Raw genomic sequence first — 15,948 nt, 5'->3', positions numbered from 1 at the left:
TTTAACCCTCTTTTTTTAGTCTACTTCGCCAATGGTGAACTTCTCAGGCTTCTTGCCTTTAAAGTCCTTGAAGTAGAGTTTTATCTCGCGCATGTCTTTATCTACATCTCCAGAAGGAATGACGACTTTGTTGCACTGGATAAGGCGACGCTGGAAGTCAACCCCGTAGAGATAGATAGGCAGACCAGCCTTGAGGGCAATGAAGTAAAAGCCCTTTTTCCAGTCTGGATTCAGTGAGCGGGTGCCCTCTGGAGTAATGCAAAGTCCAAAGCTTTCGCGCTTCTTGGCTTCTTCTGCAAGGTTGTCGGTCATGCTGGTGTGCTTGCTGCGCCAAACCGGAATGCCTCCCATTCTGCGGAAGATGGGACCTAGAGGCCAGAAAAACCATTCTTTCTTCATGAGGAAATTGCACTTCATACCCTCTGCGTGTTCGAACAGCTGACCGAGAATCAAATCCCAGTTGCTGGTATGAGGAGCTAAGCAGATGATATACTTTTCAGGAAGTTCGAAGGCTACATCCTTTTTCCATCCCAAACGCTTGTACAATACCCACTGACAGATGTTTCTTATCATTATTTTTTATGTTATATATAAAAATAGGTGAAAAGAGGATTCTTGGAAAGAAACTCCTCTTATTCCCTTATTTCTTTTAATTCTTTTCTCTTTCTGACGTGTCGCTATCCCAAATTAGCGATTTGATTCACCACTTCGCTTACCTGCTTGTTGAAATCCTTAATCAAGTTCTGATAATAGACGCCAGCCTTGATGCCAGGTTCCGGGTGAGAAACTCGGCTGATGAAATCGTTGTTAATCATCACCACTGAAGACAGAATTTCATCTACGTCTTCCTGACTCGGTTTGCCGTTATACAAGGAGGCAGCTACAGTCTCAGCGAAAAGCTCGCTGGTGATGTAGTTAATAGTGCGTTTTAAATCTCTTTTGTTAGCCATATTATAATCTTTTAGTTAATAAATGATTCGAAATATTGGTCAAAGATAATCATTTTCTTTGTAAATCCAATATTTTTTCAGAAAAAATCTTCTTATTAACGCATTTTTAGCATTTTTCTTTCCGTATCTCGCAGAAAAACCTTAAATTTGCAGTGTTTTTGAAGTTTCAACTAATTAAATATTAATAAAAGAATTATGGAAAAAAGTGCATTGCAGATTGCAAGAGCTGCTTATCAGCCGAAGTTGCCAAAGGCGCTTCAGGGTCCTGTTAAGGCAGTTGAGGGTGCAGCAACTCAGTCAGTAGGTAACCAGGAAGAAATCAAGGCTCTCTTCCCTAACACATACGGTATGCCTGTTATTACTTTCGAGGCTGGCGAGGCTCAGGAACTCCCTGCTTTCAACGTAGGTGTTATCCTTTCTGGCGGTCAGGCTCCTGGCGGTCACAACGTTATCTCTGGTCTCTTCGACGGCGTGAAGTCTCTCAACCCAGCTAACAAGCTCTATGGCTTCATCCTCGGTCCTGGTGGTCTCGTTGATCACAAGTATATGGAGATTACTTCTGAGCTCATGGACGAGTACCGCAACACTGGTGGTTTCGATATCATCGGTTCTGGCCGTACCAAGTTGGAGAAGGAAGACCAGTTTGAGAAGGGTATCGAGATTCTCCGTGAACTCGGTATCAAGGCGCTCGTTATCATCGGTGGTGACGATTCTAACACCAATGCTTGCGTTCTCGCTGAGTACTATGCTGCCAAGAAGTATGGCGTTCAGGTAATCGGTTGTCCTAAGACTATCGACGGTGACTTGAAGAACGAGCAGATTGAGACTTCTTTCGGTTTCGATACAGCATGTAAGACATATTCTGAGCTCATCGGTAACATCGAGCGCGACTGTAACTCTGCACGCAAGTACTGGCACTTCATCAAGTTGATGGGTCGTTCAGCTTCTCACATCGCTCTTGAGTGCGCACTCCAGACTCAGCCAAACATCTGTTTGATTTCTGAGGAGATAGAGGCTAAGGAAATGTCACTCGATGATGTTGTTACTTATATTGCAACTGCAGTAGCTAACCGTGCTGCTGAGGGCAACAACTTCGGTACTGTTCTCATCCCAGAGGGCTTGATCGAGTTCATCCCAGCTATCAAGAAGCTTATCGCAGAATTGAACGAGGTTCTTACAGACCCTGCAACAGGCGAGAGCCGTGAGTTTGCAAGTGCTGAGGAGCAGATTGCATTCGTTAAGGGTGCCATCGCTAAGGACAACCTCGCTGTATTGGAGTCATTGCCAGCTGACGTAGCTCGCCAGCTCTGCCTCGACCGTGACCCTCACGGAAACGTACAGGTTTCTCTCATCGAGACAGAGAAGTTGCTCTCTCGTATGGTAGCTGAGAAGTTGGCTGCTTGGAAGAAGGAGGGTAAGTTCGTAGGTAAGTTCTCAGCTCAGCACCACTTCTTCGGTTACGAGGGACGTTGCGCAGCTCCTTCTAACTACGATGCAGACTACTGCTACTCACTCGGTTTCAACGCATCTCGCCTCATCGCTAACGGCAAGACTGGTTACATGTCAATCATCAAGAACACAACAGCTCCTGCTGCTGAGTGGATTGCTGGTGGTGTGCCTATCACAATGATGATGAACATCGAGCGTCGTAACGGTGCCAACAAGCCAGTAATCCGCAAGGCTCTCGTAGAGCTCGACGGTGCTCCATTCAAGTTCTTCGCTTCTAAGCGTGAGCAGTGGGCTAAGGAGACAGCTTTTGTATATCCAGGTCCTATCCAGTACTGGGGTCCATCTGAGGTTTGCGACCAGACCACAAAGACTCTCCAGTTGGAGCAGGCTAAGTAAGAAATATGTTTCTGATGATTCAGGAATAAACATTCTTATATAGGTGCTAGATTCTTCTAGCCGACCTTTAGGGAGGGGATGTCTTGCCGTAGGCTGTATAGCCATGCATGCACCTCCTCCCTCTTTTTTATATATAATTCATTATCATGGTAAACAAACAAACTAGCAACAACAACAAATGTGGTGGAGCGAAGAAAACTTCTTCTTCCCCGGTCAGAACCACGGCGAAGCGACCTGCCCGTAGACGTAGGTCCAGACGTTCGTCGGGGCTTTGGAGCCGTTATCCCCGTTGGGCTTGGTGGATTGGCGGAATAGCAGTTGTTGTACTGTATGTTTTTTTGTTTTACCATTTCTTCGTAGGTCCTACCGGTTTTAGATGGCGTGCGCTTTATGGTGATGAGGTATATCCTGAAGGATATGAAATTCATGGCATAGATATCTCTCATTATCAGGGAGATATAGATTGGGAGCAGCTTAAGAATGCAATGATTAAGGGATGCCCTGTGCGTTTTGTCATCATTAAGAGCACTGAGGGCTCCAGCAGGTTGGATGAGAATTTCCGTTCTAATTTCAATCAGGCTCGCGATTTTGGTTTTATCCGTGGTGTATATCATTTCTGGAGCAATAAATCTACGGCTCGTGAACAGGCTTATTATTTCCTGCAGCAAGTGCATCTTACCGATGGAGATTTGCCGCCGGTGCTTGACATCGAGCACAAACCGGATGATAAGAGCGTGGAGGATTTTCAGCGTGATGTACTTACGTGGTTGCATATCGTAGAAGACAGGTATCATGTGAAGCCTATCATCTATACTTATTATAAGTTTAAGGAGCAATACCTAAGTGCGCCGGTTTTTGATGATTATCCTTATTGGATAGCCCATTATTATGTGGACAAGGTGCAATACAAGGGCAAATGGAAGTTCTGGCAGCATACGGATGCTGGTAAGTTGCCTGGCATCAAGGGATATGTAGATTTTGATATCTACAATGGAAGTTATTACGACTTGAAGCAATTGTGCATAGGAAGTAATAACAATGAGAAAATATTTAACGAGTGACGAAATGTGTAAGGTGTAATTCATCATGTACAATGAAAAATGTACTTTATGAATTACACCTTATATTTTTACTGTTGATAGGGTAATCTGACACTCTGGCTTTTCTATTCCCCAAGTACTAGGCATGCCCAGTTGTTGTCAACATGACGGTTGGTTTCGTGAAGTCCAAGCTCTGTAGCATTTTCCAGCAAAACAGGAATGTCCTCTTCGTAGAATCCGCTGAGTATCAGAGAGCCACCAATGTTCATGACGCTGCGGAACAGTTTCATGTCTTCAAGCAGGATGTTGCGGTTGATGTTTGCCATCACTACATCAAATACGCCGCTGACATGGTTGAGAACGCTGCTGTTTCCGAAGAATACTTCCATATTGTCAACGCCATTGAGGACAGCATTATGTTTGGCATTTTCAACGCTCCATTCGTCGATGTCATATCCTACAACATCTTTGGCTCCTAGTTTGGAAGAGGTGAGTCCCAAAATGCCGGTTCCGGTACCGCAATCCAGAATGCGTTTGGTCTTGATAGGCATCTGGAGCAATTGCGAGATAATCATACGGGTAGTCTCATGATTTCCTGTGCCAAAGGCAAGTTTTGCTTCAATACCTATCTCGATGATGTCCGGACGGTTACTTGTGTCTGGATAGAGTTCTGGATGCTTGGCATCGTATATAACAACTTGGTCGTCCACAAAAATAGGAGCGAATCCTTGTTCCTCCCATTCCTGATTCCAGTCTTTGTCCTCGGCATCCTGGATGTCATAGGTGATTTGGGTATCCATGATAGGAAAATCAGAGATATAGGCATCAAGCGCCTCCTTATCGAAAAGGTCTTTCTGTACGTATGCCTCCATGCCTGTTTCCGTTTCCTCGAACGATTCAAATCCAGCCTCGGCAGCTCCGTCGGCAAGGAGGTCGCGAGCTGCTTCCATCAGGTCGGGAGCGGTCTCAATATTGAATGATGCTACTAAGTATTTCATGCCTTTTTTATGTGTATAAATGTTGAAAAACGTTTGAATTCATTTAATTTTTCTGCAAAATTATAAAAAATAGGGGAAATCCTACCATTATTTAGGGTTTTTCTGTACTTTTGCAGTAAGATATGCAATATTTTTGCATTATGATTATTATATTTATATAAATAATAACCCAAAATGGAGTAAAAACTCCATATCAAAATAGGAGAATAGTAAAATGAAAAAGATGTATCTTCTAGCAGTCCTCATGGCAGCAACCATGCCTTTTACGGCAATGGCGCAGGACGATGACCTCTACTTCAATCCAAAGAAAGAGGCCAAGAAGCAAGCTGAGCATCGTGCGCAATTACAGCGTGCTTATGCCGAGCAGAAAGCACGTAGAGACAGTATATATGCCTTGTACTGGAGTGGAAGCAACCGAAGCGTGGATGAATATAATCGCGGTGGTAGATTCTTGAGTCATTATGAGAATGTAGGGAAAGATTCCCTGGGTAATGATATCATCCAGTTTCATGTAGGAAAGGGTGTTGCTCCTGACAGTATCTATGATGATGCTTATTTTGCACAGAAATATGCTGACCCGGAAGAAGACTTCAGCCGTACTCGGGAAATGAGCCGTTGGGATGGATATTATAATCCTTGGTTCTATGACTATTACGGCTATGGTCCTTATTACTGGCGCAGCCGTATGTGGGGATGGCACAATCCTTGGCGTTACGGATATTATGCCGGCTGGTATGATCCTTGGTTTGACCCTTGGTACGATCCATGGTATTATGGCTATGCTGGTTGGTATGGTGGCTGGTACAGCCCATGGTACTATGGCTGGGGTGGATATTATAACCCATGGTATTGGGGTGGTCCGATGATAGGTCATGTAAGTTATGGCGGATTTGCTGGCAACAAGCGTTATAACAACCCGGGCCGTATCGATGGTTCTAATCATCGGTTTACTGGCATTGCTGGTAATAATCGCAATACTTATTCGCGCCGAAGTGGATCTAATCGCAGCTTTGGTCAGCGCCAGAATAACGGCAACTACAACTACAACAATAACAACTCTTCTTGGGGTAGTCGCGGCAATTCAGGCTTTGGTAACAGTGGCGGCAGCTTCGGAGGTGGTAGCTTCAGTGGCGGTGGCCGTTCCGGTGGCGGTAGCTTCGGTGGCGGTGGCGGTCACTCTGGTGGCGGCAGCTTCGGTGGAAGAAGATAAAATGATAACAATAATTAGTATTTGAGAAGATTATGAATAATTTAAAACATATATTCTTTGCCAGTATGCTCATGGCTAGCATGACTGCTGCTGCGCAAGAAACTTATCAGGACGCTAAGTTGGCTGCACCCCAGCTTACCGGTACTGCCCGCTATGTGGGTATGGGTGGTGCTATGGAAGCTTTGGGTGCCGATATTTCCACTATCAGCAGTAACCCTGCTGGTGTTGGTCTTTTCCGTAGAAATCAAGTGACTCTTACTGCAGGAGTTATTGCTCAGACAGACGCAGAGAATTATACGGAATACAATGCTTCTACTATTACCTTTAATGGTAAGAAGAGTCATCCTACCTTTGACCAGGTGGGTATCGTATGGAGTCCGAAAAACAAAGGTACCAATTGGCTGAATCTGGCTTTCAATTATCATAAGAGTGCAGATTTTGGACAAATTCTGAATGCTGCCGGAGCATTGAAGGATGTTTCTCTTAATAAGATAACCGCAGCTAAGAATTTCAAGGAGTATGCGGGGTGGACCAGTCAGGACGCCAACCTTGGTGGGTATAAGGATAATTCAGGAAACTATCAGCCTGGTTTGTTTACTGTTCCTACCGATGGTGGCTTGGCTTATGCTGAGGCTAATCAGTATTTGTTTGGTCAGTATCAGCATGGTTATATCGGTACCTATGATTTCAATATCAGTGGATCGCTTAATAATCAGGTTTGGCTGGGTCTGACCATCGGTCTTCATGACGTTCATTACAACAGCAATTCCTTTTATTCCGAAAACTTCGTTGACGGCAATATAATGGATTCTTTTGAACAGCTGAAGATTACAGGTACTGGATTTGATGTGAAGGCAGGTGTTATCTTCCGTCCTGTCAAGGATTCTCCTTTCCGTATTGGTGCTTATTTCAATAGCCCTATCTTCTATGATCTTACGGTTAGTGGTGATAATGATATTAGTATTTGGGGAAACAATGATCCTGCTACCTATGAGGAAAAAGATGGAAGTCAGCAGCCTTGTTATGTCAAGGGTGATAGAGGTCAGAGTATAGATTATGATTTCCGTCTCAATACACCATGGAAGGTGGGTGCCAGTTTGGGCCATACAGTAAGTAATTATCTGGCTCTTGGTGCAACTTATGAGTATGCATGGTACGACCATATGGACAACCGTGTAAAAGATGGCGGTTATTATGATGCTTATTGGGGAGAGTATTATGAGAGCAGTAGCAGTGACGAGGCTATGAATAACGATACCCGATTGAATCTGCAAGGTGTAAGCACCTTGAAGTTGGGTGCAGAGATCAAGCCTGTTGACATGTTGTCTGTCCGATTGGGTTATAATTACGTATCGCCAATGTATAAGGATAATGCCTTGCGTGATCAGACATTTGATAGCAATGGTGTTTATATAGCTTCTTCTGCCGATTATACCAACTGGAAGGCGATGAATCGTTTCACTTTGGGTGTAGGTTTCAATTACCAGAATCTGGCTATAGATGTAGCTTATCAGTATTCTACTCAGAAGGGAGATTTCTATCCATTCGAAAGTTTCTCAGATATGGGTTGTTCTGTTAAGGCTACTCAGGTAGAGAATAATCGTCATCAATTATTGATGACAGTAGGCTATAAGTTTTAAAAAATGTAAAATTTAGAGACATTTTGGACGAACCGATAAAAAATAGTATAATTTATTTGGTTGTTTCAAATATTTGTTCTATCTTTGCATTGCGATTAGGGTAAGAGGCGGTTCTTATCCGGTGTTTAAATTACAAAAGACTTTTGAGGTCTCTCTATGTAGAGGTTCTCATAAGAAAATGATATTAGTTTTTTTAGTGGTTAATTTAGTTTTAGTAAGTATGTGATAGGATCTGTTGTGAAACAGGTCCTATTTTTTTTGTTGCTGGTAGTCATGTATGTATATAGTGAAAGCAGCGGGGTGAAGTGAGGGGATGATATAAAACAAAAAAGCGTTTCCTTTTTGGAAACGCTTCTCTTTGTACACCCTTAGGGATTCGAACCCTAGACCCACTGATTAAGAGTCAGTTGCTCTACCAACTGAGCTAAGGGTGCAACTTTTAATGATTGCTTGTGTAATCAAAAGAAGTGATTCCGCAAGGATTCAAACCTTGAACCTCTTGATCCGTAGTCAAGTGCTCTATTCAGTTGAGCTACGGAACCATTCATATTGATTCTTAAGTAGGGCTGACTATTGAAGTGATTCCGCAAGGATTCAAACCTTGAACCTCTTGATCCGTAGTCAAGTGCTCTATTCAGTTGAGCTACGGAACCATTTCTTTAGCTTATTCTCAAGTTGTACACCCTTAGGGATTCGAACCCTAGACCCACTGATTAAGAGTCAGTTGCTCTACCAACTGAGCTAAGGGTGCATCTTCTTGATAGCCTCATTTCTGAATTGCGAGTGCAAAGGTACTACATTTTTTTGATTCCACCAAATTTTTTCGCAACTTTTTTCTATTTTTTTTTATTTTCTTTCTTGGTGAAGGTACCCAGTAGGTGTCTACAACCCTTATGATTGACCCCTGACAGTCGGTAGGTGCCGGAAGGTAATGTGCTGATATTTACCTGGTTATTGTTAATGAAGTATCTCTTGATTACCGTTCCTTGGAGCGTTTCAACCTCTGCAATCTTTGCATCCATTATTTTTGTAGTTTCTCCGAGGATTATCTTGTTGTCGTTGCAAACTAAGATTTGGGCTGCACCATAATGTTGGTGATTTCTTAGGATGTCGGCCTGATATTCTTGGGTTGCAGTGCTCTCTATGCCATATCCATCAGCAGAAGTGACGGCAAAATAGAGAGGATGTTCATCGGTATCTACATTTCCGGTGATGCTGATATGGGTTCCTTGATGTCGTGCAGCTATCAGATTACGGGCATCAGTGATGTCTACGGGGTAGGTTCTACTCGCATATACATTATTATATATATAAGGTGTAGTGATTTTGCTGCCATCCGTATATGTATTTACATTGCTCCATGATAAGCATAACTTTTCGCCAGCCTTAGCAACTTTGAACTGTTGAGGCTGTGAAGGCTGTTTGTTGCTTGCCCATGTCATCGGTGGAACGAGTGCAGGATATGGATTAAACTGAGTCGTGAAATCCAGGATGCCTTGTCTGTTGTCGAGCAGGAATTTGTTGCGGAAGAATGCGTAGCCCATTCCCAGGTTGCGGGTATGCTGCATTTCTGCCGTGATGTCTTTGATATTCCATTTGCCTTCACGTGGGTCAAGGAAGTAGATACCAAGACCTGGAACCACAATCTTGCCGTGGCTCTGTTCCTGCCAGTCGATAGCAAAAGGATAGAAATGCTCATCTCTAAAGTACATCATAGGGAAGAGTTCATCCATCAAGCCATCCCGTAACCAGCCTTGCGCATCTTGGCAAACTTTGGTGTTGGCATTCCAGCCGTGGCTCCAATATCTGCTCAAGTCATCATATTTACCCACAGGTGAACAGCTCATCTTGATCCAGGGTTTCTGTGATTTGACTGCGTCGTTGATCTTTTGTACGATATTGGTTATATACCGTCTGCCTTGTTCTCTGCTTACCTTGATGTTCCAGGTTTCTGGATAACGGATATAATCTAGGTGGATTCCATCTACATTATATCTGTTAGAGATTTCTCGGCATATTTGAGCAAGATAGTTTCCTGTACGACAGTCTTCTGGATTCATGTAGCCGTCGGCACCAATTTTGCGAATCAGGCCGGGAAACTTGGTTCGGAGTTTTTTGCAACCCAATGCATTCCATTTACCGACAGGGATAGTTACTATCCAAGCGTGAAGTTCCATGCCACGTTTGTGACATTCGTCGATGGCAAACTGTAATGCATCGTAGCCAGGACTTCTGCCGGGAAATCCGGAAAGGCAACCATCCCATGGCTCGTAGTCGGAGGGATATATCATGGTTCCTCTTATGCGGGTTTGCAGAAGCACGGTGTTGATATGTGCTTTTTGCAGGCGGTCAAGGATAGAACGAAGCTCTTGCTTCTGTTTCTCTGCTGATAGAGATGACTGAGCGTATGAATGCGGCCAGTCTATGCCGCCGATAGTGGTGAGCCATACGGCACGCACTTCGTGCTTGGGAGCTTGGTCGTTGAATACGATGCTAGTTGCTTTTTGTGTAGGTTCCTTGTATGTGTAGCTCTGTGCTTTTGAAGGCAAAACAGAGCACAAAAGGAAGAAAAATATCTTAATTCTGTGCATAATCTTACAATTTGGCAACAAAGATACTGATATTTTTCCGTATTTCAAATAAAAATAGTACTTTTGCCACTGAATAATTAAAAAACATGTGATTTAATCACAAAATAGGAGAGAATTTTAAAAAAAATACAAGAAAATGGTCAGTTTTATCATTAGTTTAGTGGCTCTTGTTTTGGGCTACATGCTTTATGGAAAATTTGTGGCGAGAGTGTTCGGTCCTGATGACCGCCCTACGCCAGCAGTGACCAAAGCCGATGGTGTCGACTTCATGGTGCTGCCAAGTTGGAAAATCTTTATGATTCAGTTCCTCAATATTGCGGGAACGGGACCAATTTTTGGAGCCATCATGGGTGCCTGGTACGGACCGGTGGCTTATCTGTGGATCATCTTCGGCTGTATCTTTGCAGGAGCCATGCACGATTATATGAGTGGTATGCTCAGTATCCGTAATGGCGGTGCTGGATTGCCGGAGTTGGTGGGCAAGTATCTCGGCGGAACCACCAAGAAGGTGATGCTGGTATTCTCTGTATTGCTTTTGATGATGGTGGGTGCTGTATTTGTGTACAGCCCTGCTGTGATATTGAAAGATATATGGGGCAGTCAGATGATGTGGATATTGGTTATCTTCCTTTATTATATCATAGCAACATTGTTGCCTATTGATAAGATTATCGGTAAGGTATATCCTCTCTTCGCTTTTTCGCTTCTGTTTATGGCAGGAGCGTTGATGATCGGTTTGTTCTTGAAATGGCCTACATTGCCAGAACTTTGGAGCAATTTGAGTGATTCCAATCTGAACGAGAATCCGGCATGGTTGGGTGCCGAGGGATATATGGCTGTCAATCCGTTGTTCCCTTGCCTCTTCATTACCATTGCATGCGGTGCCATCAGTGGTTTCCATGCAACACAGAGTCCGTTGATGGCTCGTTGTATGAAGAATGAGAAGATGGGACGTCCTATATTCTATGGAGCGATGATTACAGAGGGTATTGTTGCTGTGATTTGGGCTACCGTTTCCATGTACTTCTTCTATTATGGAGGATGGCGTGAATGCGTATCTCCTGAGGTGGCTCAGGAGTTTATTGCGCAGGCTGATGGAGGTAAGTCTCTCCTTCAGAATTTCACAGCTCCGCAAGTGGTAAAGCTGGTTTGCTCCAGCTGGCTTGGTGTAGCTGGTGGTATCCTTGCACTGTTGGGAGTCGTAGCCGCTCCTATCACGAGTGGTGATACAGCTTTGAGAAGTGCACGCCTTATCATTGCTGAGTTTATCGGATTGGAACAGCGCTCTATGCGTAAGCGATTATATGTATGCATACCATTGTTTGCTGCTACAGTGGGCATTCTGGTATGGCAGATGGAGAATCCGGATGGATTCAATATCATTTGGCAGTATTTCGGATGGGCCAATCAGACTTTGTCTGTGTTCACTCTTTGGACTATAACTGTTTATCTGGTACAGCAGAAGAAACCGTTTATTATCACCTTGGTACCTGCCCTGTTTATGACAGTGGTTTGCTCTACCTTCCTGTTGATATCTCCACAGGCGTTAGGACTTGATGGTACTCTCGGCTATTCGGGTAGTGTCATTATCCTGGTGGTAGCATTGGTATGGTTCTTCTCTTGGTTTAAGAAAAGAAATAAATAATATTAACTAATACACATTATTATGCGTATAAAAAAAATAGCTGTTGTGGCATTGGGTCTGATGGTATCTGTTGGAGCTCATGCCCAGTTTGAAAGTGGAAAACAATATTGTGGTGCGTCATTGACGGGCTTGAATTTGAGTTATAATGGCTCAGAGGAACTCAGCCTTGGTATTCAGGCTAAGGCTGGTTATTTTTTCGAAGACGATATGATGCTTCTGGCACAGGCTGAGTATAAGCATTCTGGCTTGGAGGGCGTGAAGGATTATTGGGCCTTGGGCGCTCAGGGCAGATATTATATAGAGCAGAATGGTATTTATCTGGGGGCTGGCATGAAGTTGATTCATACCGGCAGTTATAATGATGTGATGCCTGGTGTTGAGGTAGGATATGCATTCTTCGTGAGTAAGCAGGTTACCATAGAACCTGCAGTGTATTATGATCAGAGTTTTAAGAATCATTCCGATTATTCTACTGTAGGCGTGAAGGTCGGAATAGGTATTTATTTGTAATAGAATATGCAGCAACAGTTTTCATCGGCATTGCTGGAGAAGGCGGTGGCTGAGTTTGCTAAGCTACCGGGCGTAGGGCGTAAGACCGCCTTGCGCCTTGTGCTTTTTATGCTCCGCCAGAGTGGGGAAGAGGTTGAACAGTTTGTCAATTCTATCTCCAAAATGAAGCGTGAAGTAAAGTATTGTCGCATATGCCATAATATCAGCGATACGGATGTATGTCCAATCTGCTCTGATTCACGTCGGGATACTACTACGGTTTGTGTGGTAGAGAATGTGCAGGATGTATTGGCAGTAGAAAATACACAGCAGTTCCATGGTCTCTATCATGTGTTGGGAGGGATTATTTCACCGATGGATGGTATTGGACCTTCTGATATAGAAATAGAATCATTGGTGCAGCGTGTGGCAGCTGGAGGTATCAAGGAAGTAATCTTTGCGTTGAGCAGTACAATGGAGGGTGATACCACCAATTTCTACATCTCCCGTAAACTTGCTGATTTTCCGGTGAAACTATCGGTTATAGCCCGTGGTATCTCTGTGGGTGATGAATTGGAATACACGGATGAGGTTACCCTGGGTAGAAGCATTCTCAATCGTACTCCTTTCGAAAGATAGCTATATATAAAAGGTAATCAAATATTAAACTCTACATATTTAAATAATAATGAATATCAAACAAGTACAACGAATATTATTGACCAACTTCTTCTTTATGGTTGTTGTCACTTTGCTGTTGGTAGGTCTTTATGAGACGGAAATTCTTACTCCTACTGATATGGCATCCGATGCAACCTTGATGTTTGTCATTCTCACCATGATGGAGTTGGTAACCATTGTGGCTATTCCTGTTGCGTTGAAAATGTTCAGTTTGAAGGCTGTCCGCCGTAAGTTGGTGGCTCGCAAGGGTGATGCGCTTTTGCCTTGGGGTACAGCGCGTCTTAATATGCTTTGTCTGCCGATGTTGATCAATACTTTCATGTATTATCAGACCATGTCACCGGCTTTTGGCTATATGGCAATTATTCTTTTCCTTTGTCTTTTCTTTGTTTATCCTAGCATTGGCAGATGTGAGGCTGAGGTTAGTGAAGATTGAACGCTTGATTTATGAAATTATCTGTTATTATTGTCAGCTATAATGTCAAGTACTATATAGATCAATGTCTACGTTCTGTACTGAAGGCCATTGATATGGTGGATGTGGAACGCAAAGGAAATCAGGTGGAAATAATCGTTGTGGATAATCATTCTACCGATGGGTCTGTGAAGTATCTTGAAAAGCGCTATCCTAAGAATTTGTATCCTATGCTGAAGATTGTGAGCAGTGTGCATAATCTGGGCTTCGCCCGTGCCAACAACATTGCCATTCGTCAGAGCAAGGGCGCGTATGTTCTCTTGTTGAATCCTGATACAATCGTAGGTGAACATGTTCTTGAGGAATGTCTTGGCTTTATGGATGCTCATTCTGATGCTGGTGCTTTGGGGGTGAGAATGATTGGTGCTAATGGGCAGGTGGCGATGGAAAGCAGGCGTGGCTTGCCTTCTCCGATGGTAGCTTTTTATAAGATGATGGGCTTTTGTGCCCGCTGGCCAAAGAGCAAGGTGTTTGGCCGTTATTATATGGGTTATCTTCCTTGGAATGAACCTGCCCAAATCGATGTTGTGAGTGGGGCTTTCTGCATGTTGCGCCGTCAGGCTATAGAGAAAGTGGGATTGCTTGATGAGGATTTCTTTATGTATGGTGAGGATATCGATCTTTCTTATCGTATATTAAAGGGCGGTTTTCATAATTACTATTTGCCTGTAGATATCTTGCATTATAAGGGTGAGAGTACAGAAAAATCAAGTTTCAGATATGTGCATGTCTTTTATGAGGCAATGCTTATCTTCTTTCGCAAGCATTATTCGGGTATGTCTCTCTTGTTGAGTATTCCTATCAAGATTGCCATTTACGCCAAAGCTTCTGTGGCGTTAGTAAGGATGCTCTCGAAAAGAATGCGTAAGAGTTTGGGATTTTTCTCTCCATCCCAGAGAGATGATTCCCAATATTTGTTATTCGATGCTGATGAGATGAATTATGAGGATATGTTCCGCCATCTTAAGGAAAAGTCGGATGAGCAGGTGAAATTAGCCATTTATACCAAGAGCATTGGCAAGGTTATAACTGATAGATATGTCGTGGATAAGGAAGAAATGCCATGTCTATAATGGATAAGTGTAATCTTGATATGTAATTAATGTACGCGCGTACAATATTTATATATATAAATCAAAAAGTCATTACTGTATGAATGAAATGAATGGTAAAGGTAGTAAACCTTTGGTTTATTTGCGAGCTTTGGAGATGGAGGATATTGAATTTCTCTATGAAGTGGAAAATGATAGAAGTTTGTGGGGAGTAGGGTGTACCAATGTACCTTACTCTCGCCAAATGCTGATAGATTATATAGCCAGTGCTTCGGCAGATATTTATGCTGATCGCCAGATGCGCCTTATTATAGAGAATGGACAGCATGAAACGGTGGGTATGGTAGACCTGATAAATTTTGATCCGCGTCATCTTCGTGCTGAAATCGGCATTGTTATCAAGGATGAAGTTCGTGGAAAAGGATATGCTCAAGAAGCAATTCGCCAATTATTGGTATATTCTAAAGAAATTTTACACCTTCATCAGTTGTATGCCATTGTCTCTACTAAAAATGAGAAGGCTGTGAAAATGTTACATTCTGTAGGGTTCGAGGGGAGTAAAATGCTCAAAGAATGGCTATTTGAGGGTGATTTCTACGTAGATGCCTATCTTTTTCAATGTTTTTTGTAAAAAAGTTGCAGAAAAATTTGGTGGAGTCAAATATTTGTAGTACCTTTGCAACCGCAAATGAAAAATGAGCGTTTAGCAATTCAATTTGATTTAATTGGTGCGTTAGTTCAGTTGGTTAGAATGCCTGCCTGTCACGCAGGAGGTCACGAGTTCGAGTCTCGTACGCACCGCTTAATCATTTGTCTTCTAAGCCACTTGTTTGGTGCGTTAGTTCAGTTGGTTAGAATGCCTGCCTGTCACGCAGGAGGTCACGAGTTCGAGTCTCGTACGCACCGCAAACATTTTAAATTTGAATCCTCCATAAGCATTATGGTGCGTTAGTTCAGTTGGTTAGAATGCCTGCCTGTCACGCAGGAGGTCACGAGTTCGAGTCTCGTACGCACCGCAGAAACCTTCGAGAAGTGATTCTCGGAGGTTTTTTGTTTTTATACCCCCTGATTCTCTCCATTCTTCACTCTTCACTCTTCACTTTCTTTCTGTATGTTATTTCTTTGTTAAGGTTTAGAAATAATTTTGATATTTCCTTAATTATCTGTATCTTTGCATCCATAAAGGGAATGTTTAAAATTCTCTGTTAAGGAATAATAGATCCTAAAATCCGCAACTATCATCCAATACACGATTAAGGGTAGATTTATGAGTCGTTAGTAGCAGCTTTCAGTAAAAAGCAACAGCACAACATCAATATGTAGCCACCATCC

Annotated in this window: 14 protein-coding genes and 7 tRNA genes; 13 read left to right on the top strand and 8 right to left on the bottom strand. The window is 43.0% G+C overall.

The window, feature by feature from the left end:
- Positions 1 to 15: 15 nt before the first annotated feature.
- A complete protein-coding gene (locus tag ACTQ16_RS07710) occupies positions 16 to 573 on the bottom strand; it encodes a 1-acyl-sn-glycerol-3-phosphate acyltransferase (protein ID WP_153124915.1) in 558 nt (185 codons plus the stop codon).
- A 104-nt stretch (positions 574 to 677) separates the two neighbouring features.
- On the bottom strand, positions 678 to 950 hold the full coding sequence (locus tag ACTQ16_RS07705) for a hypothetical protein (protein WP_441936848.1): 273 nt from the start codon (positions 948 to 950) through the stop codon (positions 678 to 680).
- Between the two features lie 195 nt (positions 951 to 1,145).
- Here ACTQ16_RS07705 and ACTQ16_RS07700 point away from each other — a divergent pair, with 195 nt between their 5' ends.
- Both ACTQ16_RS07700 and ACTQ16_RS07695 read left to right on the top strand, forming a co-directional pair.
- Positions 1,146 to 2,795 carry a diphosphate--fructose-6-phosphate 1-phosphotransferase gene (locus ACTQ16_RS07700; RefSeq protein ID WP_441936846.1) on the top strand — a complete coding sequence of 550 codons (1,650 nt, stop codon included), beginning with the start codon at positions 1,146 to 1,148 and terminating at the stop codon, positions 2,793 to 2,795.
- Between the two features lie 146 nt (positions 2,796 to 2,941).
- Positions 2,942 to 3,856: a GH25 family lysozyme gene (locus tag ACTQ16_RS07695; protein ID WP_294967640.1), complete on the top strand. Its 915-nt coding sequence runs from the start codon at positions 2,942 to 2,944 to the stop codon at positions 3,854 to 3,856.
- A 104-nt stretch (positions 3,857 to 3,960) separates the two neighbouring features.
- Here the strand turns inward: ACTQ16_RS07695 and prmA are convergent, their stop codons facing one another.
- A complete protein-coding gene (gene prmA, locus ACTQ16_RS07690) occupies positions 3,961 to 4,833 on the bottom strand; it encodes a 50S ribosomal protein L11 methyltransferase (protein ID WP_441936844.1) in 873 nt (290 codons plus the stop codon).
- 214 nt (positions 4,834 to 5,047) lie between these two features.
- On the opposite strand from prmA, the gene ACTQ16_RS07685 reads away from it, so the two are divergent.
- Both ACTQ16_RS07685 and ACTQ16_RS07680 read left to right on the top strand, forming a co-directional pair.
- Positions 5,048 to 6,043: a hypothetical protein gene (locus tag ACTQ16_RS07685; RefSeq protein ID WP_294967637.1), complete on the top strand. Its 996-nt coding sequence runs from the start codon at positions 5,048 to 5,050 to the stop codon at positions 6,041 to 6,043.
- A 32-nt stretch (positions 6,044 to 6,075) separates the two neighbouring features.
- Positions 6,076 to 7,683 (top strand): OmpP1/FadL family transporter, encoded by a 1,608-nt coding sequence (locus ACTQ16_RS07680; protein WP_441936842.1) that lies wholly within the window; start codon positions 6,076 to 6,078, stop codon positions 7,681 to 7,683.
- A gap of 361 nt (positions 7,684 to 8,044) precedes the next feature.
- Here the strand turns inward: ACTQ16_RS07680 and ACTQ16_RS07675 are convergent.
- From ACTQ16_RS07675 to ACTQ16_RS07655, 5 genes are all read right to left on the bottom strand, one after another.
- A tRNA-Lys gene (locus tag ACTQ16_RS07675) sits at positions 8,045 to 8,117 on the bottom strand.
- A 34-nt stretch (positions 8,118 to 8,151) separates the two neighbouring features.
- A tRNA-Arg gene (locus tag ACTQ16_RS07670) sits at positions 8,152 to 8,225 on the bottom strand.
- A 37-nt stretch (positions 8,226 to 8,262) separates the two neighbouring features.
- A tRNA-Arg gene (locus tag ACTQ16_RS07665) sits at positions 8,263 to 8,336 on the bottom strand.
- A gap of 25 nt (positions 8,337 to 8,361) precedes the next feature.
- Positions 8,362 to 8,434 (bottom strand) — tRNA-Lys (locus ACTQ16_RS07660).
- An 85-nt stretch (positions 8,435 to 8,519) separates the two neighbouring features.
- Entirely contained in the window at positions 8,520 to 10,274 is a 1,755-nt protein-coding gene (locus tag ACTQ16_RS07655; protein WP_441936840.1) for a glycoside hydrolase family 10 protein, read from the bottom strand.
- 136 nt (positions 10,275 to 10,410) lie between these two features.
- On the opposite strand from ACTQ16_RS07655, the gene ACTQ16_RS07650 reads away from it, so the two are divergent.
- The 9 genes from ACTQ16_RS07650 to ACTQ16_RS07610 all read left to right on the top strand — a co-directional run bounded on the left by ACTQ16_RS07650 (position 10,411) and on the right by ACTQ16_RS07610 (position 15,632).
- Entirely contained in the window at positions 10,411 to 11,919 is a 1,509-nt protein-coding gene (locus ACTQ16_RS07650) for a carbon starvation CstA family protein (RefSeq protein ID WP_441936839.1), read from the top strand.
- 21 nt (positions 11,920 to 11,940) lie between these two features.
- Entirely contained in the window at positions 11,941 to 12,429 is a 489-nt protein-coding gene (locus ACTQ16_RS07645) for an outer membrane beta-barrel protein (protein ID WP_217761001.1), read from the top strand.
- Positions 12,430 to 12,435: 6 nt separating this feature from the next.
- Positions 12,436 to 13,047, top strand: a complete 612-nt coding sequence (recR, locus tag ACTQ16_RS07640) for a recombination mediator RecR (RefSeq protein WP_294972398.1) — start codon at positions 12,436 to 12,438, stop codon at positions 13,045 to 13,047.
- Between the two features lie 49 nt (positions 13,048 to 13,096).
- Complete coding sequence (locus tag ACTQ16_RS07635) at positions 13,097 to 13,525, top strand: hypothetical protein (protein WP_153122728.1); 429 nt, start codon at positions 13,097 to 13,099, stop codon at positions 13,523 to 13,525.
- Positions 13,526 to 13,536: 11 nt separating this feature from the next.
- Complete coding sequence (locus tag ACTQ16_RS07630) at positions 13,537 to 14,637, top strand: glycosyltransferase family 2 protein (protein WP_441936837.1); 1,101 nt, start codon at positions 13,537 to 13,539, stop codon at positions 14,635 to 14,637.
- Between the two features lie 79 nt (positions 14,638 to 14,716).
- Complete coding sequence (locus tag ACTQ16_RS07625) at positions 14,717 to 15,247, top strand: GNAT family N-acetyltransferase (protein ID WP_294972390.1); 531 nt, start codon at positions 14,717 to 14,719, stop codon at positions 15,245 to 15,247.
- A 96-nt stretch (positions 15,248 to 15,343) separates the two neighbouring features.
- Positions 15,344 to 15,417, top strand: a tRNA-Asp gene (locus tag ACTQ16_RS07620).
- Between the two features lie 31 nt (positions 15,418 to 15,448).
- Positions 15,449 to 15,522 (top strand) — tRNA-Asp (locus tag ACTQ16_RS07615).
- 36 nt (positions 15,523 to 15,558) lie between these two features.
- Positions 15,559 to 15,632: transfer RNA gene (locus ACTQ16_RS07610), tRNA-Asp, on the top strand.
- Positions 15,633 to 15,948: the final 316 nt, after the last annotated feature.

It is taken from the genome of Prevotella sp. LCP21S3_D2 (genome assembly GCF_052118345.1).
Taxonomy (GTDB): domain Bacteria; phylum Bacteroidota; class Bacteroidia; order Bacteroidales; family Bacteroidaceae; genus Prevotella.
The sequence above is the reverse complement of the archived record's forward strand: the minus strand, read 5'-3'. Positions and strand labels throughout refer to the sequence as shown.